This is a genomic window from Exiguobacterium undae DSM 14481, from assembly GCF_000620805.1.
In the GTDB taxonomy this organism is placed as follows: domain Bacteria; phylum Bacillota; class Bacilli; order Exiguobacteriales; family Exiguobacteriaceae; genus Exiguobacterium_A; species Exiguobacterium_A undae.
In genome coordinates, this window is sequence record NZ_JHZV01000008.1 from 79,641 (window position 1) to 105,427 (window position 25,787).

Annotated in this window: 23 protein-coding genes and 2 pseudogenes; 12 read left to right on the top strand and 13 right to left on the bottom strand. The window is 36.4% G+C overall.

Annotated elements, in window-relative coordinates; translation table 11 throughout:
• Positions 1-68: 68 nt before the first annotated feature.
• Positions 69-801: pseudogene (locus tag P397_RS16965) on the bottom strand (SDR family NAD(P)-dependent oxidoreductase).
• 225 nt (positions 802-1,026) lie between these two features.
• Here P397_RS16965 and P397_RS18155 point away from each other — a divergent pair.
• Positions 1,027-1,134, top strand: a pseudogene (locus P397_RS18155) (helix-turn-helix domain-containing protein); the annotation flags it as partial.
• Between the two features lie 1,431 nt (positions 1,135-2,565).
• On the opposite strand, the gene P397_RS0100460 reads toward P397_RS18155, so the two are convergent.
• Positions 2,566-3,330: a hypothetical protein gene (locus P397_RS0100460; protein WP_028105284.1), complete on the bottom strand. Its 765-nt coding sequence runs from the start codon at positions 3,328-3,330 to the stop codon at positions 2,566-2,568.
• A 398-nt stretch (positions 3,331-3,728) separates the two neighbouring features.
• Between P397_RS0100460 and P397_RS16975 the strand changes: the two genes are divergently transcribed.
• The 3 genes from P397_RS16975 (at position 3,729) to P397_RS0100475 (ending at position 5,869) form a co-directional block, all read left to right on the top strand.
• On the top strand, positions 3,729-4,052 hold the full coding sequence (locus tag P397_RS16975) for a Fic family protein (RefSeq protein ID WP_268745010.1): 324 nt from the start codon (positions 3,729-3,731) through the stop codon (positions 4,050-4,052).
• 20 nt (positions 4,053-4,072) lie between these two features.
• The gene (locus P397_RS18090; RefSeq protein WP_268745009.1) at positions 4,073-4,201 is read left to right on the top strand and encodes a hypothetical protein; all 129 of its coding nucleotides are present in this window, start codon (positions 4,073-4,075) and stop codon (positions 4,199-4,201) included.
• A 216-nt stretch (positions 4,202-4,417) separates the two neighbouring features.
• Complete coding sequence (locus P397_RS0100475) at positions 4,418-5,869, top strand: HEPN domain-containing protein (RefSeq protein WP_028105285.1); 1,452 nt, start codon at positions 4,418-4,420, stop codon at positions 5,867-5,869.
• Between the two features lie 127 nt (positions 5,870-5,996).
• Here P397_RS0100475 and P397_RS0100480 read toward each other — a convergent pair whose 3' ends face one another.
• The 3 genes from P397_RS0100480 to P397_RS0100495 form a co-directional block, all read right to left on the bottom strand.
• A complete protein-coding gene (locus P397_RS0100480; protein WP_028105286.1) occupies positions 5,997-6,551 on the bottom strand; it encodes a hypothetical protein in 555 nt (184 codons plus the stop codon).
• Positions 6,552-7,290: 739 nt separating this feature from the next.
• Complete coding sequence (locus P397_RS17515) at positions 7,291-8,313, bottom strand: DUF4062 domain-containing protein (protein ID WP_051523845.1); 1,023 nt, start codon at positions 8,311-8,313, stop codon at positions 7,291-7,293.
• A gap of 788 nt (positions 8,314-9,101) precedes the next feature.
• Positions 9,102-9,524 carry a hypothetical protein gene (locus P397_RS0100495; protein ID WP_028105288.1) on the bottom strand — a complete coding sequence of 141 codons (423 nt, stop codon included), beginning with the start codon at positions 9,522-9,524 and terminating at the stop codon, positions 9,102-9,104.
• Positions 9,525-9,802: 278 nt separating this feature from the next.
• Between P397_RS0100495 and P397_RS0100500 the strand changes: the two genes are divergently transcribed.
• From P397_RS0100500 to P397_RS0100510, 4 genes are all read left to right on the top strand, one after another.
• The gene (locus P397_RS0100500) at positions 9,803-10,360 is read left to right on the top strand and encodes a recombinase family protein (RefSeq protein WP_028105289.1); all 558 of its coding nucleotides are present in this window, start codon (positions 9,803-9,805) and stop codon (positions 10,358-10,360) included.
• Positions 10,361-10,523: 163 nt separating this feature from the next.
• Positions 10,524-10,865 (top strand): ParA family protein, encoded by a 342-nt coding sequence (locus P397_RS18160; RefSeq protein WP_081776935.1) that lies wholly within the window; start codon positions 10,524-10,526, stop codon positions 10,863-10,865.
• 311 nt (positions 10,866-11,176) lie between these two features.
• Positions 11,177-11,452, top strand: a complete 276-nt coding sequence (locus P397_RS0100505) for a hypothetical protein (RefSeq protein WP_028105290.1) — start codon at positions 11,177-11,179, stop codon at positions 11,450-11,452.
• Positions 11,449-12,480 carry a DUF7014 domain-containing protein gene (locus P397_RS0100510; RefSeq protein WP_028105291.1) on the top strand — a complete coding sequence of 344 codons (1,032 nt, stop codon included), beginning with the start codon at positions 11,449-11,451 and terminating at the stop codon, positions 12,478-12,480. The genes P397_RS0100505 and P397_RS0100510 overlap by 4 nt, the downstream gene beginning before the upstream one ends.
• A 1,003-nt stretch (positions 12,481-13,483) precedes the next feature.
• Here P397_RS0100510 and P397_RS0100515 read toward each other — a convergent pair.
• The 4 genes from P397_RS0100515 to P397_RS17885 all read right to left on the bottom strand — a co-directional run bounded on the left by P397_RS0100515 (position 13,484) and on the right by P397_RS17885 (position 18,323).
• Positions 13,484-15,022, bottom strand: coding sequence for a PIN domain-containing protein (locus P397_RS0100515; RefSeq protein ID WP_028105292.1), 1,539 nt, complete (start codon positions 15,020-15,022; stop codon positions 13,484-13,486).
• A gap of 71 nt (positions 15,023-15,093) precedes the next feature.
• Positions 15,094-16,107, bottom strand: coding sequence for a tyrosine-type recombinase/integrase (locus P397_RS0100520; protein WP_028105293.1), 1,014 nt, complete (start codon positions 16,105-16,107; stop codon positions 15,094-15,096).
• Positions 16,108-17,057: 950 nt separating this feature from the next.
• The gene (locus P397_RS0100530) at positions 17,058-17,639 is read right to left on the bottom strand and encodes a PBECR4 domain-containing protein (protein WP_028105294.1); all 582 of its coding nucleotides are present in this window, start codon (positions 17,637-17,639) and stop codon (positions 17,058-17,060) included.
• Between the two features lie 540 nt (positions 17,640-18,179).
• Positions 18,180-18,323: a hypothetical protein gene (locus P397_RS17885; protein WP_156508420.1), complete on the bottom strand. Its 144-nt coding sequence runs from the start codon at positions 18,321-18,323 to the stop codon at positions 18,180-18,182.
• Between the two features lie 2,048 nt (positions 18,324-20,371).
• Between P397_RS17885 and P397_RS0100540 the strand changes: the two genes are divergently transcribed.
• The 3 genes from P397_RS0100540 (at position 20,372) to P397_RS0100550 (ending at position 21,330) form a co-directional block, all read left to right on the top strand.
• Complete coding sequence (locus P397_RS0100540; RefSeq protein WP_028105296.1) at positions 20,372-20,605, top strand: hypothetical protein; 234 nt, start codon at positions 20,372-20,374, stop codon at positions 20,603-20,605.
• A 123-nt stretch (positions 20,606-20,728) separates the two neighbouring features.
• On the top strand, positions 20,729-20,932 hold the full coding sequence (locus P397_RS0100545; protein WP_235183937.1) for a hypothetical protein: 204 nt from the start codon (positions 20,729-20,731) through the stop codon (positions 20,930-20,932).
• 197 nt (positions 20,933-21,129) lie between these two features.
• On the top strand, positions 21,130-21,330 hold the full coding sequence (locus P397_RS0100550; protein WP_028105298.1) for a hypothetical protein: 201 nt from the start codon (positions 21,130-21,132) through the stop codon (positions 21,328-21,330).
• A 402-nt stretch (positions 21,331-21,732) separates the two neighbouring features.
• Here P397_RS0100550 and P397_RS17890 read toward each other — a convergent pair whose 3' ends face one another.
• From P397_RS17890 to P397_RS17830, 4 genes are all read right to left on the bottom strand, one after another.
• Positions 21,733-21,876, bottom strand: coding sequence for a hypothetical protein (locus P397_RS17890; RefSeq protein ID WP_156508421.1), 144 nt, complete (start codon positions 21,874-21,876; stop codon positions 21,733-21,735).
• Positions 21,848-23,029: a hypothetical protein gene (locus P397_RS0100565; RefSeq protein ID WP_028105299.1), complete on the bottom strand. Its 1,182-nt coding sequence runs from the start codon at positions 23,027-23,029 to the stop codon at positions 21,848-21,850. Before P397_RS0100565 ends, P397_RS17890 begins: the two co-directional genes overlap by 29 nt.
• A gap of 405 nt (positions 23,030-23,434) precedes the next feature.
• Positions 23,435-24,028, bottom strand: coding sequence for a hypothetical protein (locus P397_RS17520; protein ID WP_051523846.1), 594 nt, complete (start codon positions 24,026-24,028; stop codon positions 23,435-23,437).
• Between the two features lie 22 nt (positions 24,029-24,050).
• On the bottom strand, positions 24,051-24,548 hold the full coding sequence (locus tag P397_RS17830) for a zinc metalloprotease (protein WP_152539579.1): 498 nt from the start codon (positions 24,546-24,548) through the stop codon (positions 24,051-24,053).
• 464 nt (positions 24,549-25,012) lie between these two features.
• Here P397_RS17830 and P397_RS17690 point away from each other — a divergent pair, with 464 nt between their 5' ends.
• The gene (locus P397_RS17690; protein ID WP_081776937.1) at positions 25,013-25,498 is read left to right on the top strand and encodes a helix-turn-helix domain-containing protein; all 486 of its coding nucleotides are present in this window, start codon (positions 25,013-25,015) and stop codon (positions 25,496-25,498) included.
• Positions 25,499-25,787 lie beyond the last annotated feature (289 nt).

The following is a 25,787-nucleotide window of genomic DNA, read 5'->3' on the forward strand; positions in this document are numbered from 1 at the left end:
GCCGGCGCACACTTTTTGAAAAATACATCGGTCTATATGTATCTTGCATCGTTTAAACTTTAGAGCGTTTAACCGTTATCAATCACGAAGACTTGCCCCATTATGAGCGATTGTGTCAACTGAAATAGGATAACATCCGCGATATATCCTCCGGTGTGGAGATTCTCTCCAATTGAAGGTTACCCGCCAAACCATTCATCTGCTCCTCATTCCCAGCCCACCAACGCTTGGCGACAGCTCACGGGGAGATACAGTTAACGCGAACTTTAGGTGCGAGTAAGGTGGCAAGTGAGCGTGTCATCGTATGGATGGCCGATTTCGTGGCTGCATAAGCGATTGAAGAACCGATACCGCTAACTCTCACTACGCTCCCGTAGTTGACGATTGCACCTGCGGATTGTTTTTTCATGTATGCGAAGACCGCCTTCACACAATAGAACATGCCCTTCACGTTAACTGCAAATAGAGAATCCCATAACTTTTCCGTCACTTCATTCAGTTCACTCATAGGAATCTGAGACGTGATGCTTGCGTTGTTCACCAAAAAAACAATCCTTCCAAACATCAAGAGGGTAAGGGTGACCATATCAGAACCTCACACTCTTTTGAGATATCTGCTCGATAAGGGAATGCTAAACAACCATTGTTAAAAATCTTTTCTATGACCCCAAGTGCCCCTTATTCAGACTGACTATAATTGAAGATAACATTTGCTCCTTCAGCGGCTAACCGGAGCGCTGTCGCGCGTCTGATGCCGGACCCAGCACCTGTCACGTTGGTTACTTTATTCTTTAAAATCATCTAAAATTTTCCCTTCTTCTTTTATGTGATTGATTTGGTTATCTTTCTATTCGAGCCGGGAGTACAAATCTTGATAATGACCGGGGTATCACTGCGAGTGATGTCAAAAAGGAGGATAACATTGGAGACCCAGAATTTATTGATTTTCAAGCATGTAGCAGATTTACATTCGATATCAAGAGCAGCTGAGAAGTTGGGATATGTTATGTTTAATCGAACGTTAGTCAGCGGATAAAGATTCTTGAGGACGAGCTAGACGTTCGTCTATTGATCCTTAGTAATCGTGGAGTAAGACTGACGGAAGTAACGGACTATGCTGTACGAGTATGCTGAGGACATCCTAAAGCTAATGCACGATGCGAAATCCGCGATCAGCAAAAAGAAATGCAGAGAAGACTTTGCCATTGATGCAACACAGACCGTATCGGCGGCGATGCTACCAAAAATCTTTTCGCTCTTCATGGAATAAAACAATGATATCTACATGTCGATGAAAACACAAAACAAGCAGAGGTTGCAAGAGATGCTTGTCTATGGTGAAATTGATGAAGTATTCGTCAACCGATTGTTTTACGAAAAACGCTTCGAATCTGTATATAGTTTTTTTTGAAAATGTAGTCCTCTGGTCACACCTGGATGTCAAATCAAGTTAGGAAAAAATAGATGCCCGACACTCATCGATAATAGTGACACTATGTGTACGTACCGGACCAAAACGATTGAAGTTGCAAAGGAAATGGGATATTCAGATCCTAGAATAATGGAGTTCGATACAATCGAGTCTATCCTAAATGCGTAGAGTCAGGGATGGGGATGAGTGTTGTACTAAAGCGGATTCTAGACAATCGAAAAGCGGTACAGGGAATCAATCGAACTGATTTACTTTCACCCGTTTGGATAGAATTTATAGTTAGTTTAAAAAGGAAACTTAGCAAGAGTCTTTCTAAGTTTATCCTCTTTTTGAAGTTATTATCCCTGAATGTACGAGTCCAGGATGTGACTATGTAAATTGGAAGAGAACTCAGATTTGAATTTCGAAACTAAACATATAAGAGGACGGGTATCGTAAAAGTAAAAGGAAAATAACAAAAAATATGCGCCGGTGCATATTTTTTGTTATTTCACGTACCATATTTAATGTGAAAAAATAAATTTATCACGAGGGATTTTTGAAGTTTAAATCTACGTAAAAAAAGTAAGCCATCAATCATCAACATGTCATTTTTTGTTTTCATGAATCGACTGAAATAGATAGATTAGAGATCATCGTCACGACGCCCATAAAATATGACGAGAGGATTTTGAGGCTCGATAAGTAGAAATTAGGAAAACACAAAATAGAAGATGAGGTTTCACGTGAAACATGAAATCATGCACTGTGAGAAACACCTCGTAACGAGATGATTTGATTGTTTGAAGACAGAGTTGGTTGATGGAAGATGTGTAGAATGATTCTCCGATTGGTCACGAGGAACTTGGTTCGTGTACTTTCAGGATTTACCATGGGTCTTATAAGAAAAAAAAGTGTGCGCTGGCGCACACTTTTTTAGAATGAGTAAGGTGAAACACTTAATAGAGATCGACTGGTCGAGATTTGATCCCAGACATCTTCAATTGAGACCGTATGATTGGTATCATCTAGGGCTTTATTCAGCGTGTATTACTATCAAATCATTTTTGAAGTATTTACATAAAATAAAGTTGAATTAGAAAAAAGATGCAAGTATGAAGTTCAAGACACTTGAGAGAGATATGACAAAGACGTCAGTTCCAATCACAAGCATTTCCATCGTTATCACGGTCTAAGTCATGGGGATCATATGAAGGACCTCCGGCAGCTATATAAAAGTCTTGAGCGGCTTGAGCGCTGGAAAAATCACCACAATCGCGATCTGCGCCAAATGGATCGTATTCAAGATCAGTTGCTACTTCTGTTTCTTCTTCGTCTATGTATCCCTCATCAGGTATATTCTCATCTTCATCTATCATCTCGATACTTGCTAAAGACGATTCGAGTTCATCGACCTTCTCTTCCGCAGCAATTCGTTTCGTTTCTTCTTCTTTGAGTTCACTCTCTAAAGCAGCACGTTTGTCTGCTTCTTCCTGGTAACTTTCAACCGTTTGTAGACGTAACTCTTTTTCTCGTGCTAACTCATCTTTCAATTTTTTCGTTTCGTGTTGTTGCTCTTTTAGTTTAAGTTGTGTGTCTTTCAATGACGTCTCTAACGTCTTCGACTCTTTCTTTAATGATTCCAACATCTTGGTTTCTTTTGAAGAAGTTCTTGCTTCAATTTTCTGAGGTTTATTTGTTCCATCCACCATATAGATAGAAGTCGCAAAAGCAATAAACACGCCTAACCAAACGACAAAGACTGGATACTTCACTGGATTTCGAAGTCTTGGTTTGAAATAAAAATACAGACCAAGGGCGGAAACGAATAAGCCAATTAGACTCCAAAAGGTGAGAGTAAAGAGTAACAGATAAACGATAGCAAGCACGACGAGTAAGAACACTTTTCGGATGTTCATGAATTCAGCTCCTTAAAAAATTATTATGCATCTTGTATTTTTATTGTACATATTTACAAAGAAAAATAGATTAGAAATTTATACTTCTCATCTGAAAAATAGCTTGCAACGCCCTAGTGCTAGTATTAATAAAACACAAGTATTCAATGATCAAAAATAGTTGATAGCTTTAATCAGGGCAATGGACTTAAGTTGTACGGAATCGAAGTAAAAACTGCCAAGGAGCGTAGGTCAAAATCAAAAGCATTATACATGATTGTCTAGTGAGTAAAGAACGGTTAACATCGTTAAAAGAAAAACGATGTTTGCCAATACTCTGTATGTACCAGCTTCACTAGAGTATTTTAGTTACAAAGTTAAATAGAGATATCACATCGAAGTCTATTACGGTCAATAACATAAGTGAAAAGTTAGCTTATTATTATGGTGAACTTAATATGATTCATCCGTTCCGAGAGGGGAACGGACGTACACAGAAAATATTTATTGAAAAAGTAGCAGATAATCTAGGTTATTCTCTCCAACTAGAAAAGGTAGACTCTAAAAAATTACTCGAGGTAACAATTGAATCAGTAAATGGAACTGGAAGACCTTTAAAGAAAGTCTTCGAAGAGGTACTTGTAACCAAACACTTTAAGAGTAAATCTGATCATCCACAGATAAATAGTAAAAGTGTTACTTCAATAAATATAATTAAAAATAACTATGATTTAGAGAGGTAATAAAAAAAGGGTGAACATGTATGAAGGAAATTGAAAGATTGAAAGAAGATATTGAGAATAGTGCAGATTGGAATGTAACTATTACAGTCATTAAAAAAGATCTTGAAAAGCTGATAAGTGCTTATGAAGAATTAAAAAAAGCAATCTAAGAAAGGGAATGAAACTAAAAAATAGAGATAAAGTTAAAGGACTGAGTCAAAGCTTCTTTCGAAGTGGATGATTTAGTCCTATTTTCATTAAAAAATCAATTTTATTTGGTTCAATTAAGAATCTTATTTCTGAGTTTATATATTCATCTTTTCGTTATTTTAGTATATTTAGAAAAAGTGAATTTAATACTTATTAAAGATAAGAGGTAGTTTTAAATGAGCAAACCACAAAAGAAAGTATTATTCGACTTACTATATCCTTTAGTAGTAGACGGGGTAGAAAAAGTAAAAGTAGTTGTTGGCAATAATAAGCTAAAGAACTATAGCTATACACCGTACTATTTTAATTATCCAATAGTAACGTATTGGCCTAATGGTATGCCTAATTTTTCTACGACTTTTTTTAGTGAAAGTTCTTCTCCAATTGAGTATGAAAATTTTTTTGAGAGCCAAAATGAAAAAACCCCTTCTATAGTCTTAGAAGAATTAATTAATTATAAAGAAGTTTTCTCTTATTTATATGAAAATGAAAAATATCAAATGGTTTATAGATATCCTGATGAGACAAACGAAGAGAAATCTGATTTAAATTTATTAGAAATCACTATAAATAATCATATAAAAGGACTTGTATCTAGATCTTTACATCATTGGGGAGAAGAAGTTGAACTTACTAAAGAAAAATTTTCCGAAATTTATATGCCTTTTGAAAATAGTATCTATTTAGATAATCTCTCAGTCTCTTTTTATATTCCTATCTTATTTTTAAAGTTTGATTTTGACTCTTTCGAAATTAATAAGAATCTCTTTATAGAAAAATTAGACGAAAAAATGCAATTATCGAGAAATGGAATAAATTCATTTATTAAAAATATTAATGAGCCTTTATTAAGTTGTGCTACCCATGCTTTAGTTATTGATGGTTACAACCTTCCAAATGGAAGTAGATTTGAAAATTCAAGAATTTTAAAAAATCCTAATTCTTATCCACTAGAAATAATTAATGACTTTTTTAATGCGCTAAGAATGGTAATAGATCACCCTACAGGATACGCTCAAGTTATTACTAAACAAATCGATTGGACTTATAGTTATAAAGCTGACCTCATAAATCTCAGCGGGGGTTTGATAGATGCTTTTCCACATGAATTCAAAGAAAATTATTGGCTGCGGCCTTCAATACCTAGTATTTCTATGGAAGAATTGAGAAGTATAATTGCTATATATAATGGCTTAAAAGAAAAAGGAAACAAAAAAATTCAATTAGCGTGTAAAAGATTAGAAAGCTGTTATCTAAGGAAAGATGAACGAGACATCATTATAGATGCAGTTATTGGTCTAGAATCTTTGTTGAGTGATTCAGAAAAAGGAGAAATTACACACAAACTTTCTATGAGAATAGCTTTTCTGTTGCAGTTGTCTTCATTAAATCAAAGTAAGCTTGAGATTTTTATTAATATGAAGCATATATATTCATTCAGGTCATTAATAGTTCACGGCGATCTTAAGTGGGAAAAGAAACGTAAAATAGAACTTGAAAGCTTAGGTTCCATACTAACTGCTGATTTAGCTGTAATGTATCTTAAGGAATGCATAGTAGTTATTTTACAAAATAAAGAATATACCGACGCGAAGATGATTGATATGAAAATGATTTTATCAAATTGATATCTTTGAACATTATTAAATGACTCACGATTCATCTTCTGGAAGATTGAACTGTGAGTCATTTTTGATAGATTTTATTGCTAAAAAAAACAATAAGTCTAGTGAAAGGAAATTTAGTCCTATATGTTTAATCGAATAACTTTTTGTAAAAACTTCGAGACGGAAGTGTGATTATTTCTTTTGATAAAGGTAGTTTAATTAAATCGTCTACTTTCACTAAATATATCTGAGTCCCTGGACTGTTTAGATTAGCATTAGGATCGTAAGAACAGATACATGTTTCGTGGTCTAACATCTTAATTATATAAAGTTCGCCTAAGTTTTCTAAGCGCACTTTGTATACCGATTTTTCTTTTATAATAAAATTACTGATTGGTTTTGCATAACAAATAGAAAAAACGAAGCTAAGTAGGAAGGTGCTTACGGCGATGATGATTACAGTTGACCAGTTGATAGATTCATAACTTAAATCTCTAATAAAGTAGCTCACCAATACATAGAAAAAAGATAGTAAGAAGCTTAAGTATAAGGCAGCGACAAATACTATAAAAAAATGTCTCTTCAGGATTTGTTCTGTAGTCAGAAATGTACTTTCAAATTTTGTTTTAGACACTAAAGAGATTCCAGGGATTATTCCTGCAGATAAGGATATTATTAGTGCAATGATTGATGGTATTTTCATAGACAGTTCCTCATTTCAATTTTTATAAAATAATCTACGAAAGTAGAAATACAAAGTTTCTATAAAAAAATTGAGTCCTCGAAGTTTTTTTTATAGAAAACGGTCGTTTGAACATTTAAAAAGTGAAATATCTCAAAAGCTTATCTATGAATATGGTGGAACAGGTTATCATGTTGACCGAAAAAGAAAAAAATATCGGTAAATTTCTTAGGTAATGATTTCTTGTTTCATGTCACAGATTTTATTCTTGAACCAAACAATAAAGTGAACGTTATTGATGAAATTTTCAACTGGGAGCTAGAAAGAGTAAAGACACATCAATATGAATCAGTATCAATTGACAACGTACAAGCATTGCTGATTCGTATTTGGACAATTGAGAAGAAAGGGAACATTGATTTACTAGCTTAATAGCTAGTAAATCAATGTCAGGGTGAAATGAAGTGGATTTGATAGAAGTAAGTTATTTATGGGAAAACGAAGAAGTAATTGAATTACAAACTGAAGAAGATTTTCTTCAGTTTGTAACTCAACACTGCTTGAAATAAGTGAGGGTATTGTATTTGTTCATTCAGAAACATGGAATGAAGATTTTATTTCTGATGATGGTGTTCTTGAGTGGCTAGGAAAAGGGATTGATATAGAAAATGATTCTGACACTATTTTTTATGAAAAACTTAAGAAACAAATTCAAATAGAATCTAAAGTGATTACAAGTCATTGATGACTTGTAATCACTTTAGTCAATTAATTTCCCTAAAAAGAAGTGGCCATTAGGATTGAGTGCATATCCTGTTGGTGTATATCCATTAGTTGATACATATTCATGTACAAGATTAAAACGAAGTAGTAAGGGTACAACATCACTTACAACTAGTTCTATTAAATCGTCATTTTTATACGATGAAAGTTCTAATACGCCTGAAAATGCTTTGGTCACAAAAGGATTTACAAAGAGTTCAAGAGCAGTAACATGTGTATCCATGATGCCAGTATTAACTTTAATGTCATAAGGAAGAGAGTACATTTCAATGTGTACATTTTTCATGGCATCGACAATTTCGTTTATTGTAAAACCACCGATATTATCTATAGTTGGAGCAGGAGCTAAACCAGCATCAACTCTTGAAAAAGAATTGGTATTTACAGTTTTTAAAGAGTTTATCTCATCAGTTAATTCAGTAATTTTTTTTCTTAATGTTGTGTTTTCAGCAATCAATTCACTATCTGTTGCCTTTACCCATCCACTTAAATTTTTGGACCTTATCATATCGTATAGTGATGTTAAAGTGTACATTTTTAACTGATCTACATTATCAGGAAATTTTACAGTTCTATTAGGACCTGCAACTAAGCTTTTGAACTCAATGTACTTTTTTTTATTTTTTTGCTCATACACGTCTTTATCATTCAAAGAAATATTGGATGAAGGAAGAGTTTTATGTTTTAACATGTTGTCTGATAAAACAAGAGCAAAAATAGGTTTGCCACTTTTCAACGCATAATCAAATTCTAAATGAGTGTAACTTAATTTTGTTTTAGGCTCAAGTGATCCATATCTCCCACCTAAAATAAGCATGTAAATATCGGAATCATCAATCCATTTTTTTATAACCGTTAACTGATCCTCATCACCTGCTTTAAAAAGTTCCATTCCAGCTGGGATATGGTTAGCATCTAAAACAGCTTGTACAGCATGTTGACGTTCCTCGATTAAGTCTGTGTATGTTGATGAAATAAAAACTTGCATCTTTCTCTCCAAAATGAATTATCCCCCTTGTTTGCGATAACTACATAATATCATTAATAGCTTTAGGGCTCATAGAAGGTCCTGTAACGCATCTATATGCTGACAGGACCCTAACTACCGCTGTCATCCTACTCTGGGCCGATAACGACGTGTCCTAAGCGCCAATAGGCGCTAGGATCTGTACGTTCCTGTCCTTCGTTTGACGGCTGCCACGGAGCGTACACTTCACTGACCAGGGCTGATGTTGGAGGACCCGAGCCTCGGCTTCGCCTCTCGGGATCCTCCAGCACCTAGACCTGGACTCCTCATCAAGGGACGGAAACTTTGTATCATTCTCTGAAGATCAGAGAATAAAAGTTTCCTCAAGAGATCCCTTGACACGTCGTAGGCAGCGAGTGTCCGCATTCGGTGTCAAATCGGCAAAAATAAGCCTTATTGAGGCTTTTAGCGCCCCGAGGAGACAACGGAAAAACCAAATTCGAAAACATCAAAAACGAAAAGAGGAATAAATTAACTATTTATGATGAAGTAACTTGTCAAATGAAATCATATAAAGGGTACGTAAATCAAATAGATTATTCCAATCAATGTATTAAGCTGATTGATTCACAAAATAGTCTACATGCTTTCCCTTTTGAAAAAATCATGAATGTAGATACAATATCTAGCTACTAAATATTTTTTATTAGAGCATCTAAAAAGATAAGTGGACATTCTTACGAAAGAATGTTCACTTATCTTTTTTTATATGGCATATAGATACTTCTGTTTTAGTAACATTTTAACCATTCCGATTAAAGTTACATGGTGTTTAAATCAATTCTTCCTGGAGCAATCCCTATAATCTGATCAGTAAACAATACCAAAAAATTGAGCTTAAGAATATGCTTTGGGTAAGTCAGGATTTGAACATCTTCTAAGATAATGGATTTACTATCTTTCTCAATGTTATCTTCTGAATCCTTAACTAAATTTTTAAACATACCATCGGCTACATCAAATACTGTAACAGGAATGTTTTCCTTAAACCGACGTGCTAATTCTTCTTCTGAGTTACCATCATCCGTCATTTCTAAGCTATTTACCTCACTTACTTTTCCTACAATAATTCCGTTAGAAGTAAAATATGTCATGTAACCAACTTCTTGAAGATCCTCGTTTACCCTCAATACAGCATTTTTGGAATCTATTAAACAATCAATATACATAGTTTTACCAGGCATTTAAGTTACCTCCCATATTTTTAAGATATTTCATATTAAATTATACTACATATAAACTTTATTTTTCTAAAATTTTGATTCGATACTTTTATATTAAACGGTCGTTTAATATAAAAACCAATACGTTAATAAATTTAGTATAATGAGCAGGAAAGTCTTATATTTTCTCGTATATTAATCAATATCTATTTATTGATTGTATTTGACGTTTTATATAAAAAAACCTCGCTACGAGATCGTTGTTTGCTCGAGCAAACAAAAAAACAGGAGGTGTCTAGATGGCGAACATTGGATATGTCAGAGTATCGACTATTGAACAAAATTTAGAGTTGCAGCTTGATGCAGTTAAGGCGGCCGGGTGTGAAAAGATTTTTGAAGAAAAGAAGAGCTCAGTAAAAGAACGTCCAGAGTTTGAAGCTTGTTTAAATTATTTACGTCCTGGAGATACATTGGTTGTTTGGAAGTTAGATCGTTTAGGTCGTCAAACTAAAAAGTTACTCGAGTTATCAGAGTGGTTAGAAGAGAACGGTATAGGACTGAAAATACTTACTTTAGGTGTTGATACCAATACACCAGCTGGTAAGCTGTATTTCACGATTATGGCAGGTCTTGCAGAAATGGAGAGAGAATTAACAATTGAGCGAACTAAGGCAGGATTAGCTGCAGCAAGAAGTAGAGGGAGAGTCGGTGGTAGAAAGCCGATTGAGCAATCAGTCATTGATAAAGCTAACATGATGTTCGAAGCTGGAATGACTGTAAAGGATATTTGTAATGTCTTACCACTGAAACCACCTACGTTCTATAAGTACCGCAAAAAAAAAGCTGAGGAAGTATGAGCTGTAATGATGCCTGGAGAAGTAATTGCAGTCATAAGTAACATTAAAAACCTCCATGACAATAAACCTTGCTGGTCAACTCTCATTAATTGATAAGAAAGTCTTAATCGTTGATATGGAAATACAATCAGATGTGGCCGTAACGTTTGGCTAAAACTCGGATCTGTTAGAAGAAGATGTAGAGTTTTCTTTATACGATGCACTTATTAAAGGTGCAGATCCTAAAAAGGCGTTAGTTAGTGTTGATAAGAATATCGATCTTCTAGTTACGAATGATGATATGCTCTCATTTAAGTTCGATGTATTGTTAGATGCAAGACAATTTCCTACACAAAAGCGATCTTCATTACTTAAAGAAGTAATTGAAAAAATTAAGATGGATTACGATTATGTATTGATCGATACGCCAACAAGTTTGGGGTTAATACCAGGAAACATTTTAGTGGCGTGCCAGGATATGATTATTCCATTCCAACCTGAAAAATATGGTATGCGATCATTATAGAAACCCTTGAAGATAGTGAATGATTTTTAGAGTCAAATGAATCCTGAGTTACGTCTGCGAGCGATCGTCCCTACACTAGTAAGTCAAAGAACACTTAGGGATTATGGAACTTTTACAAGATTACACAATGAACTCGAAAATAAAGATCACTAAAACGTTTATACCGACAACAATCGAGTTTGCATCCAGTGTTGGTTTTGATCAGAGACCTTTGTCGCTAGCAGCTCCTACTTCTAAAGGGGCAAAATATACAGTGAATTATTAAAAGAATTGAAGCTTGGATATTGAAGCTTGGATAAGGAGACTATGAAATGAGTAATAAAGAAAGAAGACTAAAGAGATTTAATGAAGTTGCTAATGATCCATTTGATAACGCTAGCAATAGCATTAGTGAAAATGTAAATAATAGCGTTCTTAAAGAAATTTTGCATACTAAGAGAAGTAATACGGTATATACAGGATTTTATATAGAAGAAGACTTAGCAAAAAATTTAAATGGTTTTCAGCAAAAGGAGCAACGAGGAGTAAAGTCTGCTACTGTAAATCTTGCGCTAAGAGAATTATTTAAAAGAGAGGGTCATCTATGAGTAATGAAGGCTACTTGGGAAGAGAATTGTATTCTGAAAGAATGTTTCCTACTAAGTATGATGTATTAGCATATGAGGTTATTAGTCGGAAGACACGTGTTCAAATTTTTCAACAAGTAAGTTCAATGTTGCGTACTTTTACATTTCGTAGTAAGCACGATGATATAGGATCTTTTTACTATGGACTTATGAGTAATCTTAAACGAAGAAAAGGAGTAACAGATTTCGCTGATTTATTATCTAAAGCATCAATTCAAGAAATGAATCGGAGAAGTACAAAAGACTATGGTGTTTTTTCGAGAGATAAAGATGAGGGAGAATTTTTTAAGTTGCTCATTTATGCAGACGAAAAAGATTATTTGTTGATTTTAGATATGATAGATCTGCTTTCATACTCAGTTTTAGAACGATTTAAAAAGGGGTCCTCAGAAAAAATTGATGAATTAATTAACGAAGTATTTCGACATAATGGAATAGGTTATGAATTGGTTAAAGGGCACGTGATTCATAAAGGAAATGAAATCACTCATTTAGAAATAATCCGTCCAGCTCTCTTATATTTATCAGATCCTCTTTATTCAACAGCTAATAAGGAAATGTTAGATGCTTTTTCAAAATTTAGAGAAAATAAATTTAAGGACGCTATTCATCAAGCAAATAAAGCATTTGAAAGTACAATGAAAATTATTATTCATAAAAATAATTGGTCAATTGTTAATCGGAATCCCAAAAAGAAGTCACCAAGTGTACAAGCAGCTAGCGCTAACTTGTTGATCGATACAATTTTAGAACATGCTCAATTAAATTTGCTAATAGATACAACTTTAGAACATGGAGATTTAGAAAAATTCCATAAGACTGCATTAGAAGGAATGCGAAATAGCTTACAAACATTAGCTTCATTAAGAAATGCACATGGAGGTCATGGGGAAGGAAACGAAATAATTGAAACGCACAAAAGACATTGCGAATTTGCTCTTCATATGACAGCATCAAATATTATTTATTTGATTAAGACATATGGATAAAGAGCAGCTTTGCTCTTTTTTATGCTAGTGATATCAGTAGTACTAATAGTAAAGAAAATTACTCTTTGTTGTTTATATGATGTAATTAAACATAGTAAGAGAGGTTGTTGTATGAAACGCTATAATTTTTAGGTGTCAAAATCCGTTAATTGTGCTTTTTAAGAAAAAAAGTTTGGATGACAAGGAAGTAAACAACTACGAGAGGTTCTAGATAAAGGATTAGACAAGTCGCAATTGATTAGATGCATTCGGCGTACTAAAATGAGTGATAAAAGCGATGTTGAGAAAGAAGTTAAATTACTAAATTTAACTGAATTTCAAAGCAAAGAACTTGGTGATCTTTGTGACAGTTTGAAACAAATGGGGTTAAACTCTAATAAATCTAAAATAATTAAAATCTTCTTACTATTTTAGAACCAAAGTGGCAAAAAGAATCAAAAAACGTATGTATTACGTACCGAAAGATATCTTAGAGTTGTTGGATATAGCGATTAAGAAGCAGACTATAACGCTAATGGATGCTTTTTTTTTTGGAACTTCAACAGGTTCGTTCTTCTTCAAAGTAAAGAATAGATACCATGGATAAAAAAACAGTTAGTTGAAAGTGTGAACTGAACCTTGAATAGTGGACACTTGATAAAAGACCCCATTCGGTTTTTTTGTGTTTAGAGATATCGATATACTCTACCTATTCAATTTAGACGGGAGAGGTATTCATGAAAAGATTCATCTTCACTTTAAATCAAATCAGACAATTTGAAGCGAATTGTCAACCTTCAAAAATAAAAAACGCTTAATAGTAAGAAAAAAGGCGATTGACCTGACTGAGTCAATCACCTTTTCTCCCGATAGCGCTCGAGTAGCGCGTAAGTGTTTTTGTGCTCTTACACAATACAGAAGTCATCTCATAGTAGCTTAAAAAATGAAAGTATTTTTATAAAATTGTCAAAATATAGTGCCCAGTTCATCGAAATTGGATTGAGATGTGTCCAAATAATAAAAATTAATCCTCGCAATTGTTACAGAACTGACCACCTAAGGAATTATGGGGATACAAAACCCCGCACTTTGTACATATATCAAAGTGAGTAACACATTCTCTACAAACTTGCTCACCCTCATTGGTAAAATGTGCTCCAGAGGCTATTTTACATACGGTACATTCAATTTCTGAATAATCTTTTCCGAAGGACAAATCTTCATAATTAAAAATTTCAGTGTTATCTACACTAATTTGTTCATTAAACGATTTATAAAGATCATGTTCTTCATCGTAGAAGTATTCAAACTCTAAGCTGATATTTCCGGATAAATATAGAAAATATTCTTTTGTTTCATGATACTCTTTGGAAAGTGCTGTTTCGATGTTTACTTCAATTTTACATTTAAATCGACCTTCAATAGAAATTTTACTTGTTTCAGAGCTATCTTCATAATCTACATATAGATCTTCAAATGACGGATCAAAATAATCTGATATCTCGACATCAATTAATATCTCGTTTATTAATTCTTGAAATTCACCATCATTTAAAAGGGAATGTGTTAAATTATTTGAATTATTAAGAATTAATGACCAGTCTTTTGATTTAATAAGTTCTTCCACTATTTTTGAAGGATTTAACTCAATATCATTCAAATAAGCTTCTTTGTAATTTGTTTCTCTAATGACTTTTGAAATATGCTTATTAAATTCGGGAAGTGTTAGCATTAAGAAACTAAAATCTTCATTGTAATAATCTTTAAACTCTGAAAGAAGTTCTTTTCTTGGTCCAATCAATGTTTCTTTTATCCCATTAGGTGTATTTTTAGTTTTAATTTCCCACCAATCTTCCTTTTCGTCATCTGTAATAAATATTACTTTCCTTTTTTCTTTAGATACCATTAGCAATATTTCTTTCCAAATAATCAAGTCTCCAAATTTTTTAAGCTTAGTAGTATCCTTTTTATCCTTAGAAGCATCCATATATCCTGGAGGTATAAGATGGTTATATCTTAGAGCTCCTTCTTCATAAAGTTTTAAAGAGTCGTGAAATGATAAAGGTTTTCCAACTTGAGTTAATTTATTCAAAGATTCAATAAATAAATTAACATCATCTTCAATTAAATTTACTTTGTTTTCTTGAATCTCATTTGTGACTATTTCTTTAAAAGCTTCTACTTTCTCTAGTAACTCGCCGATATTTTCACTAATATCATTTCTGAATCTATTTATATTGGGAAATTTAAATTTTCCATATCTGTGAAATTTCATTGTGATATCGGAATCAGCATCTTTAATAATTTTTTGAACATCTTTAGAAACATTTTCAAATTTTTTATGTGCATCTGCAATTACTACACTTTTGTTTTCTAAATATTCATTAATAACTTGTGATGGAATCCAAATAGAACTTTGAATTTCTTTTAGATTATTTAATATTCGTTTAGAGGCATTAGGAGCATAACGATACAAATCTAGAAGAGAACAACTATCGATTATAACGATGGGATCTTCATCCCAAAACGTATTAAAATTTTCAAATGAAATTAATTCTGGCATAATAACTCCTTAAATAATATACTTTTGTATTTACAAAATTAATAAGCGTGATTAACTTAAGTACAGTCTATTTATTCGAATACATTATTAAATTGTTTATAGATTATTGAATTTTTGTTATCTTGAAGATAATGATTAGTAGTATTAATTGATTGATGTCCAACTACTTGCATAACTTCATAAAGCGGAATTCCGTGAGATAACATTTGAGTGATAAAAGAACGTCTGAACCAATGAGGAGGCATTTTTTCTTTAGATAACTGGCTTACTGCTGATTTAGTAATTAAACGAAGATTTTCATAAGTAATAGGTTGACTATCATCACGTAAATTAAAACATATATAATTTCGAGTTTTATTTTCAATTCTTAATAGTTCTGATAATCTATCAATTAAAGACAAGGTTTTTGTTGTGAGCGGAACACGCCGCCATTGCTTTCGTTTTCCTTGAACTTCTATATACGTTTTATTAATAAAATCTTCGAATTTTAAAGATAATAATTCAGATGCTCGTAATCCTGTTGTTAAAAGAAGATATCCTATGACTTCATTTCTCATTTTTAATAATTCACGATGTTTTTCTTGCTTTACTGTATGTCGAAAGGCGAGTGCAATTGCCTCCATCTCGTCGAAGTCAATCTCGCGACGGAGCGGCTCCGGCTTCATCTGGTCCTTCACCTGTATTGATAAATCACGCGTGTGATAGTCGTTGATGTGGAGGAAGCGTAGGAAGCGTCGCAACATGGCATTGCGGCGTTTGACGGTCCGTGGCGCGTATTGGTCATGAACGTCCTTTAAGTACTCATGTAGATTGAGGATCGTCAGCTGCTTGACGCCCTGCGTCTTCGTCACAAAGAAACGTAAGATATAATCGAGATCTTGTTTGTAGGCCCGCTTCGTATGCGGGCTTTTTGCGCTGTAGATCGGAAATAACTCTGTGGCCCAAAATAGTTCGAAGATTTCGAGGTCGCTCAGTGCCTCCATATTCAAGTGATCATCCTCGAGCACGGCCAGTAACTTCTCTCGACTATCGGCAAATGCTAATACTGCTTCTTCTCTGATCACGATCATTCCTTTTTCATTCATGGTCCATCCTCCCATCTATCTGCCCAACGCTTCCTCTTTTGATGACTTCTTTTTAAGTTTACTGATCAATTAACTATATAATCATGTATTATATAAAGTTATGACTGATATACATATGTATTTATGGCTAATTAAAACAGTTAAATAGTGTATTACATAAAATCTTTATATTTAGTATAACAAACAACTACTTGTGATAACAGTTAATTATCACAAGTAAATTTAAATAGGAAATTCAGTTGACATAACTTGATTATTGCGAAAATGACGGTAGGGTGGAGAAATGGAATACGAGTACAATCTCGTTAACTATCCTATAGAGTCTGTCAAAACGAATTTGTCTCATAAAGAGGAGTTTTGTGCTGTAAAGCCGTGGATGACAGTTATCTGCATGTTGTTACTCATACGACGTATGGGAGTCACGCAGCATGTGGCTAATCGACAGATCACGTCCATTTATCAAGGATGACGATGAGTGAAGAGGAAAGACTCGAAAAATGTATTGGTGCCATGTACCGCTTGTCGAAGTAACTGATACAATACGCGTTTTTTACGTCGTAAGCTTCAAATCCCCCTACTTTAAAGAATTATGCCTTCCCTCTTCCGAATAGAGAAAATCGTCTAGCTACCTCCAGCGATTTGGTTGAGTACATCGATGATCTCATCGAGGTGCCAAGCAATGTATGTCGTACTGATCGCGATCAGGATGAGTGAGACCGCTTTGATGAGCACTATGATTTTCTCGGACATGATTCGCCGATGTTTGATGGAGTGACGATGGTCATCCTGTCAAGAAACATGTGTATAATTTTCAGACGTAAGATTTGTCGTTCAACTTTTATACGTGGAGAGTTCCCACTTCACTACAACAGAGGCACGATGTACCTAATAGTATACAAGACGCTTCATCGCTAAGTAAAAGGATGTAATGACGACGTCCCTCGTTGTCTCTACTGATCTAGTACGGCGTTATGATCAAGAATCCGTAGTCCGTTGATCAGCGATTCACCATCTTTTGTGTATTGAACCTTCTTACTTCTGTTCTCGACGAAGGTAATCGGCAAGTACAGTCCAGTATTTTCCTCCAGCATGACTCCGAGGTAGAGGTAACGACCGATCGCCTCGTCAAAGAAGAAGAAATTGACACTCTTCAGATGTCCAGTTGCCGTCCCGACGCCGCAATACGATTGCTTGAGTACTTCCGGCAAGAGCTGGAAGCATTGGATCCGCATCAATCGTTTACGATATTCCTGGGGGTTCTTTTTTTCCAGCATTTCTAACGTGAGACTGCCGTCAAGCATGCTACGGTACATTTTTTCTGCACGGAATCGTTTCCCCTTCATCGGATACAGGTAATGCAAACCGATCAAGTGTTTCAAATTACTTTCGTCAAACTTGACGCGGATCGGCGTGTCTTGATCTACCACGTCGAACTGAAAGATTTTCCCCACGAATGTGTCCCGGTACATCTCCGCGATTTCTTGCAACGTAATATCAGGATTGAACGTCGAATATTTTTTATCATTAGTCATGATCAATGACCCCTTAGTTTAGATTCTACGCAAAAAGAGTGACCCCGCATCAGCAGAGTCACTCTCGAGAATTAAACGTAAGGTACGACTGGACAATCACCAGTCAGGATAGTCCTCAGTATGTTTTTTCAGCGCGTTAGACATGCTGCCCCTGGGCGGGTCCGGATAGTACCTGTATCCTTCTATAAGTATATTACCCCGAATACGACAATCAAAACAAGCGTTTTTGCTCATTTTCCGCCCGTTTTCGACAAATTAGTGTCTGATTCGGACGTTTCAGGTCGTATTGGCATGTGACGAATCCGCGCATTGCGGGGCAATCACCATGCATATCAGGCATATACTCGGAATACTTTAGATACTCCGATCTTCTGATCGAACCTTACGAGTTCTTCTTGATAGTTACTCTTGCGTAGCGTGATGGTGTCCGTCTGGTAGTCGAGCTTCTCAAAGTATGCATCGAACTTGAATTCGATACCGTTGCGATGCACGACGATCCGGAGGAGTCCTCCATTAAAGATTGCATCATTCAGTACATTTTCAATCTGTGGGTCCAAACGCTTGTCGTAATTCGGGACATCCAGTTGGATGTACTTCCCGGTAATACTGTTTGAGCATGGCCTTATGTTCCGGCATGAGGAACGGTATCCATTCCAAGTTTCCACGGTCGACATAGCGTGGCATGTGTTTCATCTCCTCTAGGTTTCGAAAAATAAGAACATAAGTTCTTATTTTACCCCGGAATCGTGATCCGCAATCCCGCTCAACTGATACCCGAAGAGAATGGCGAAAGCACCGTGCAACTTGTTATTTTTAGTATGAAGCATAAAAAAAAAGAAAACCATTTCACATAAGGCGTGTGAGAGTCCGCTAGCACGGCTCTCGACACGTTTTGACGATCTATGCGTCACTTTTCGGTGATTTTTGCTCTTTTTTGCGTGATTTCTGCGTTTTTCGCCCTCGATTCGAATAAAACCGATCGAACGCGATGGCTAGAACCATTTGATCAGGATGGTCGAAGCACCGTGTAACGACGTGGTAACGTTACAAGACAATATATAGTACAAAGTACTGCTTTTTAAGTGAGCTCAAAAATAAAGTTAGCATTATAGATATGATTGATTAATGAAAACATTTCGCTATTGAAAATAGAAGGGCGGCGACTCGACGGACGGCCAATCCGATCTTGTCACCCATTAAACGTATGATAAATCCATTTCAGACAACATGAAGTGATTTGTCCGATACGGTATTGTACTACGGAAATTTCAAAAAGAAATCATTATCCGAAAAGTCTCTTGAATCTCATCCATCAGATAGCGACGTGAAGCCATCTTCGAAATTTGAAGAAATACTCCGTTCGGACCGGTTTCTTAATTGTACTACGAAAAATTCATTTAAAACGAAGCCGGCAGATGTCGCGCAAATCAAAGCAACGAACCATCCATTGATTCTGATAGGTTTTATGCTGGTATGGCTCTAATATCATTGCGGTAAATTGATTGGTTTCGAAATACAAAGGACATCATCCGCTCTGAACATGTGTTTTATTGTACAACAGATACTCACCCTGATATAAGGGGAGGGGGTTAGACGACTAATAAAGAATCGATGGCGGAATGATATGCTTTCTGAATTAAGATCACCATTCATATAGAAGGTCTCAGCGCTGCATGACGAGTATCCTATTGTGACAGGGTTCCGACCAGAGTTCGACTCATTGATGAATGATATCGAGTAAATCCTTAAAATAACTGTAGTTTTTTGCGATTTTTTGGTGTTTTTCTGTAGAAACAGTACCCAGTTCGACCAAACTTATCACCAGCGATGAATCCCCTCTACACCCGTACTTGCAATTACGAGAGAAAAAAGGACATCCGCAAACGAAAAACTTCATAAACGTAACGCCATAAATGTAACGAAACGCCGCCGTCACCAGCAAACAATTCAACGATACAAAATGACGGAAAAATAGTGGCAATGAGACTCGCCAATGATTCGTATGGATACTTTACCTTAGATTCGCTTTTCATTACCTTTTCGAGAGATATAACGATATGATTGGAACTCAAATGGTGTCACGACGTGGAAGAATCCGCCACCGACCAGCTGAATCGGCAGCATCTTCACAAGAGATATTTAGAGCATATATGAAAACTGTGACCGCGAACCGTTCGAACGAAAGATGATCACAGTAAATGGGTGCGTGGTTGGAACGGGATCGACGAATTTCGATCATAACAAATGAATCCGCGGTTTTAACGAGTACGGTAAGTGTACAACGTTGCTCGTTTGTCTATGTCTCACCTGATTCGCGTTTCAGAACGAACCGTAAAGATGGTGAGAACGAACCTGAAACACAGAGGCCACCGCGTAATAAAAAGTGTTGGTACCACCGACGCCTTTTCATCTAAAGCACTTGGTGTGCCGGTGTCAACCCATTTTTCGAAGTCTGAAATTTTCCCAAAACATGATGTCATTTTTTTGTGTCGGTTCGTCCATTTACCTGTAAAAAAGTTAACGTGTATTTCCAATTTACAAGATTGTCTCGTTCATTTCGCTGGCGTCGAAATGGGAAAATGAGCGGATGTAAAGAAAGAGGATAAGTAAGGATAAACACTCCACCCCTCGTCGTCAACCCACCCGCGCAAAAAGCCAAAACGAGTGCTCGATGATTCGTCCTGATAACTGTGATTAATAAGGTGAACCACACACAAAAAGGAGGAATCATCATGAACAACACGAAGCACATCAATTGTTTAATCGAGGCACTCAAGTCAAAGATCCGCTCCCGCGGCAAAGCCAAGATTCATCAGATCGGCAAATGGTCATGGATATGGAAGAAGAAATGTTTCCCGCACTTCTACTGGATCATCGAAGAAAAGAAATACAAATTCAATGCCCGCTACACCGACGAACCACTCTACGGCCAACTCTGGTACGAAGGGAGAGTCGGTGAATATTGAGTGCGACTGCGGTCGTGCTTTTTTTGATCAAAGTAACCCGCTGAAAAATCGACTTCCGCTCGCCTTATAATGAAGGAGACACCAAGGAAAGCGGTGATCATCTTTGGAATGGAGCGGATGGCAATGACGACACAGCACAAGATACGTCAACAAAAGAAGACATCACGCCCGATCACTCTGACGGAAATCAAGAATCTCGTGAGCGGTGGAAGCGACGTCCACATCTCGCAGACAGTAGAAGACGGCATGAAGACGGTACTCACGTATGGATTTGCCCGCTTGACGAGTAAGAATATCACAGCAATCACGAAAATGGTGAAGTCGTGACAGAATACAACCTCCGCGTCTTCCAAACACAGTTTGGTGGGGGCGAGGACTATGAGTTCAGCCTGCCGCATTTCGTCGATGATCGAGACCAATAAGAAGCTACGGGCGCCGGAGAATGACTTTCGCGTCTTTTTGATGTGTAGACAGCGGGATATCGGGAATCAATGAAGAATATCTAGCTGTTAGGAGGGATATCAGTGAGAAGACAATCAGTCAAAGCACCAATCATTCGGTACACCGAGTTAGAAGAAAGAGGTCTCGTCGGGATGCGGCATGAAAGAAACTACCTATTGCTGTCGTTGCTCAAGCGAGGATTCATCTGCGTCGAAGGGAAGGTCATCGGTACCTATTTCGACTTATGCTGGAGCTGGAGCAAGAAGGAATTGAATATCAAATGAAATCGTTTGGGTTTGATGATCTGCATCCGAATCCACACAGCGATTTCAGGGACAATACGTCCCTTCTTTTTTTATGCCTGATTTAACTGTGACTTTGTGACTTGTTAGTCATCAACTGCTCGGATTCCGCGACAGCCAACATTTCTAGGTGGAACAGTTATCTGCACTCAAAGACGATATCGTGTTCACCGACAGTGGCACGTTCAGCAGTCTGTTTACGGGTGGTACCCTCTTCAAGACGCTCAGACCTCAGACGTGGCGATTTCTACGCCTCGTTGTTCGTCAGTCGTAACTAGAACGACAAGATTTATATATTGCATTGTAAGGACGAGACCTACCGACACTATCAAGCCGTCATCCATCACTAAACAAAACGTCCTCCGGCTTGGAAGACGTTTCATCTTATTTCTTTTTTTCGTTTAGTTCCTGTTTTAATGCTTCATAGGCGGCGACCAGCTTCTCCAGGTCTTTCTTGCTGACTGTGATCGTCACGTTCCAATCAGCGCTGTTCGCCAAGTCATCCTTCAGTCGGTCCAGTGCTTCCATCTGTCAACACCTCCGTTTGTTCTGATTCATAGCTTGAAAGCGGTTCGTTTCCTAATGCTTTAATTACATATTGGCACAAAAGCATTTTCCCGGTCCGATCGTGTGTAGTGTCGGCAGGTTCGGGTACGACTTTTATATTATTCGAAGAAGTAATCAAAAATTCTTTCACACGTCTCGACTCTTCAAACTGATTCATATGTTCCGAGATTTCTTCCGTGTAATAGACCCGTAGTAGCAATTGAGGACTCGCGGTTTTTTGAAATTCTTCTTTCAAGATTCTTTGTTCTAAAAAGTATTGATGACTCAAAACACGAAATGATAATGGTAGATGAATCCATTTCCCTTCTTTGTTATCCAAATATCCGATTTGGATTGCTTCAGGTGACTCAATATACCTTTGAAAAGCTTTTTTGTTTCTCGGACTAGTCTGTTCTGAAAAATTGCCCTGATCCTCTGTACACGTCAATAGTAATCCAGTACGTTCATTTTTGCGGTCCGTGTACAACTTGGAGTATAGAGTGTACTTAGGAAATCCTCTGTGGTAGGAATGATAAAAGCTTTCGTTTATCGCACTATCATCCGCAACATTATCTGATTCGAATTTTAAATTTCGATAGTCGTCCGCATTTAAAAGATGGAAGCTATAACTGACATTCGTTGCTGTCCCCATTCCTTTATTCTCTAAGAGCATCGCACCCGGATTGTGTAACGCGTCCAAACTTTCTGTTGTGTGAAACCTCGCTTTATATGAATGAGGAGCGAATAGCGGAACAAGGAATTCTTTCTTCTTCAAAGCTAAGAACGATCCTTTTTCAATACGATATCGCATGGCATTTGCATCAGCTTCACTTTTCGCAATCTCCAAAGCATTTTCCGCCACCCTGACAGAATCTTTTGCCGAGGCAGCGGAGCTTTTTGAATCCTCTCGTGCTGATTGAGCTGTCGCGAGTGATTTCAAGTTAACGAAAATACCAAGCGAAACAAACAACACCGTTCCGATACCGAAGATGATTTCAAATTTATCAGGGAACACATACAGTAACGAAGCTGTCGAAAGGATGATTATTATACCGAAGACGATGATGGTAACGTTCGAAGGAGTGTTAAAATTTTTATTTACTTCCAAATAAGACACCTCTGTTTTTTTATTCATCATACCAAATACTTGAAAAAATAAAAAAAAAGATGACGGGTACTATCGATTACTTTAAATGTATGTATAGATCCTAAGTTTGATTCTACTTCAAAATATATTAAATCGAATGAACGTATCTTATAAAACTGATTGATCGGAATAGTGCGGACACTTGTGTAATGCAAAAAAGGAATGCAGGCTTGTGCGGTTCAATACATCAATCATTTTCGACTTTTGTGTCTGTATAACATATGATGAATCTGTTCTAAAAAACATGAAAGATATTCTTAATATAAACTGAGCCCTTGAGTTTGGGCAGTTTAATAAAAGCACCTTGAACGTTTTAATGACGGATACATACAACAAACCCTCATTTCGTAATTGAAATGAGGGTTTGTCTATAATCTGAGGGACTTTTTTTAATCATTCCTTATCTAATTTTGATTTATCGTCATTATTCCGATTATTGTACTTTTCTTTATTTTTCATGGCTTCCGGAACAATTGGTGATTTTAAAGCACTCATGATCTCTCCAACTGAAGTGTTTTCTTCTTCAGCGTTTTTAAGTTCTACCGTACCTTGGTTAGTAATTGCAGTATGCCAGTCCTCAGATTCTAAATAACGTGTAGCAAACATGTATTGACGACCTTCTTTTAACATTTCATCTTCATTATATAAAATCAAAACGCTATTTCCTTCCGAATCCTTATCATATCCTCCAAATTGATTAACAATGACTTCTCCTTTTAACTTTCCCTTTAAATTTTTATGCACTTTTACTGAATACTGTGTTTCTGGTGTTCCATCAAGTCGTTTACTCCCAACTTCTTTGATAACTTCTCCTACAAACACATTTTGAGCAGCACCAACTAAGATTCGATCATCAGAAAAATCAGCCACTTCATTTAAATATGCATCAACAATTTTAACGGGCTTCTTTTCTGATTGGTAATGATCAAATCCATAAACAGTCAGGCCAATAACTGCTGCTACTGAACCTATTAAGAATTTTTTCATAGTTAACGCTCCTTATATTGGATTAATAGCCCCAAAGAGTTCGATAATCTGACTTATCGTGCGAACCTAAAACTTCATAACTGTAAAAGCCAGATCTCAACACGTTTCCAGCAAGTCCGTGATGATCTAATCCAAGAGCATGTCCCATTTCATGAAGTGCTGTGTGCTTTCTTTGAGAACTCGTGAAGTCATAAAAATAATAATCATTGTAGGAGATGACGTCTGCTCCAGTTTGAGGGGAATGACTGCCACTCCAAGTCACATCGCTCCGATCAACATCTTTAAAAGATAAATCTTCAACAGTTGAAGTAGTGTCTCCTGCGATTTTAATAGTCCCCATCGTATTCCATACACTAATTGAGTGATTTCGCGCTGTAGTCCATCCAGTTGTACCTTTTGCGGTGCCCCATCTGATTTCTTTCCCATCTACAGAGGAATGTCCTAAGAAATGAGCATCGACATTTGAAGGAAGAATAAGTGTAGCTGCTACTACTGATAGTGCAAGTACAGTTTTTCGCATGGATTTGCTCCTAAATAAGTTATTTGAATTATCAAGAAATTCATAACTTAATTTTACATAATATTCAAAATTAACTAAATAGTTCTTAAGTCCTCAGATATCTGTTTATTTACTTAAGCATGTATATTTTTACTCATAAAGAGAAGGAAATTCAAAAAAAGATTTACGTGAATAAAAGTAAAGTAGTAAATATTTCTATCTTTATAATTTATTTACCCCATTTGTCTTTTTAAATTCGATATGGATTTTTGGATTTGTTTTTTACAATTCTGCTACACATTCAGCAATTTTCAAATTTATTAGTTCTTGCTCCCTTGTCATTAGTTGTTTCGACATCAATCGACAATTGTAAAGTATTTGACATATTAAAATAAGAATTGAATTAACAGAACAATCTGCTATATTCTAACTATCAACAGGAAAACATTGTCACACAGTGGTTCTCGAAGGAAAGGAGCATATGTATGTACCGATTCGGAGAGTGGTTACGACGTGAACGTTTAGAACATGGTTGGAGTCAGGTAGAGTTAGCAGAAAAGACATATGGCGAGATTTCGCAGGCAGCGATCAGCGCATATGAGCGGAATCGTTCACTTCCTTCTATCCTAGATGTCCAGATTCTTGCGACAGCCTGTGATCAGACGTTGGGATCCATTCCTTGGGATGAATTCGACTTCCGGACGGAGAAGAAACGGAACTGGTCGAACCTCAAGCAAGAACGCTTTGATCTAGCGGAACTCCCGCTTGCGGATTCCGTCCGCACATTTGACGGCAAGACGTATCAGCTCCATGGCAGGATTGCCATCGAGCGCGATAGTCAGGAGACACAAGAAATCTCGCAACTCTATTACCGAATTCGGACCGTTGTCGGTGAGAATCAAGTTATCGCGAAACGAAAGCATCCGACTGATGAATTGATTCACGTCTCACGTAAAATACTAGTTCATTAGTAAGCCATCTATGTATAGGTATTTGCTTATGAAATAACATTAATCAATGACAAGAGGAATTGATGACCGTAGCAGCATATCGCTAAGGACAGTCACTCCAATCACATACCGGCGTGTCCCTCATCTGTGACCGGATGAGCGGGATATACGCAGAAATGGTTTGGCGGGATTCTCCTAAAACTCGCCCACAGGTCACCTATTCGTTGAGGGTCATCGAAAAACCCTAGACAGATATCCGGTACCGGATATCAGAGTTCGTGGGGGAACGTGCTCTAAACCCACCGCCTTG

Excerpts from the sequence above, each read along its gene's own strand:
- P397_RS17830 (WP_152539579.1), bottom strand. The coding sequence starts at position 24,548 with ATGCGAAAAACTGTACTTGCACTATCAGTAGTAGCAGCTACACTTATT.
- P397_RS17885 (WP_156508420.1), bottom strand. The coding sequence starts at position 18,323 with ATGCCACGCTATGTCGACCGTGGAAACTTGGAATGGATACCGTTCCTC.
- P397_RS0100495 (WP_028105288.1), bottom strand. The coding sequence starts at position 9,524 with ATGCCTGGTAAAACTATGTATATTGATTGTTTAATAGATTCCAAAAAT.
- P397_RS0100530 (WP_028105294.1), bottom strand. The coding sequence starts at position 17,639 with ATGACTAATGATAAAAAATATTCGACGTTCAATCCTGATATTACGTTG.
- P397_RS0100475 (WP_028105285.1), top strand. The coding sequence starts at position 4,418 with ATGAGCAAACCACAAAAGAAAGTATTATTCGACTTACTATATCCTTTA.
- P397_RS0100545 (WP_235183937.1), top strand. The coding sequence starts at position 20,729 with ATGACGACACAGCACAAGATACGTCAACAAAAGAAGACATCACGCCCG.
- P397_RS0100500 (WP_028105289.1), top strand. The coding sequence starts at position 9,803 with ATGGCGAACATTGGATATGTCAGAGTATCGACTATTGAACAAAATTTA.
- P397_RS17890 (WP_156508421.1), bottom strand. The coding sequence starts at position 21,876 with ATGGAAGCACTGGACCGACTGAAGGATGACTTGGCGAACAGCGCTGAT.
- P397_RS0100510 (WP_028105291.1), top strand. The coding sequence starts at position 11,449 with ATGAGTAATGAAGGCTACTTGGGAAGAGAATTGTATTCTGAAAGAATG.
- P397_RS0100480 (WP_028105286.1), bottom strand. The coding sequence starts at position 6,551 with ATGAAAATACCATCAATCATTGCACTAATAATATCCTTATCTGCAGGA.
- P397_RS0100460 (WP_028105284.1), bottom strand. The coding sequence starts at position 3,330 with ATGAACATCCGAAAAGTGTTCTTACTCGTCGTGCTTGCTATCGTTTAT.
- P397_RS18090 (WP_268745009.1), top strand. The coding sequence starts at position 4,073 with ATGAAGGAAATTGAAAGATTGAAAGAAGATATTGAGAATAGTGCAGAT.
- P397_RS17520 (WP_051523846.1), bottom strand. The coding sequence starts at position 24,028 with ATGAAAAAATTCTTAATAGGTTCAGTAGCAGCAGTTATTGGCCTGACT.
- P397_RS0100520 (WP_028105293.1), bottom strand. The coding sequence starts at position 16,107 with ATGAATGAAAAAGGAATGATCGTGATCAGAGAAGAAGCAGTATTAGCA.
- P397_RS0100565 (WP_028105299.1), bottom strand. The coding sequence starts at position 23,029 with ATGAATAAAAAAACAGAGGTGTCTTATTTGGAAGTAAATAAAAATTTT.
- P397_RS0100540 (WP_028105296.1), top strand. The coding sequence starts at position 20,372 with ATGAACAACACGAAGCACATCAATTGTTTAATCGAGGCACTCAAGTCA.
- P397_RS0100505 (WP_028105290.1), top strand. The coding sequence starts at position 11,177 with ATGAGTAATAAAGAAAGAAGACTAAAGAGATTTAATGAAGTTGCTAAT.
- P397_RS0100515 (WP_028105292.1), bottom strand. The coding sequence starts at position 15,022 with ATGCCAGAATTAATTTCATTTGAAAATTTTAATACGTTTTGGGATGAA.
- P397_RS17690 (WP_081776937.1), top strand. The coding sequence starts at position 25,013 with ATGTACCGATTCGGAGAGTGGTTACGACGTGAACGTTTAGAACATGGT.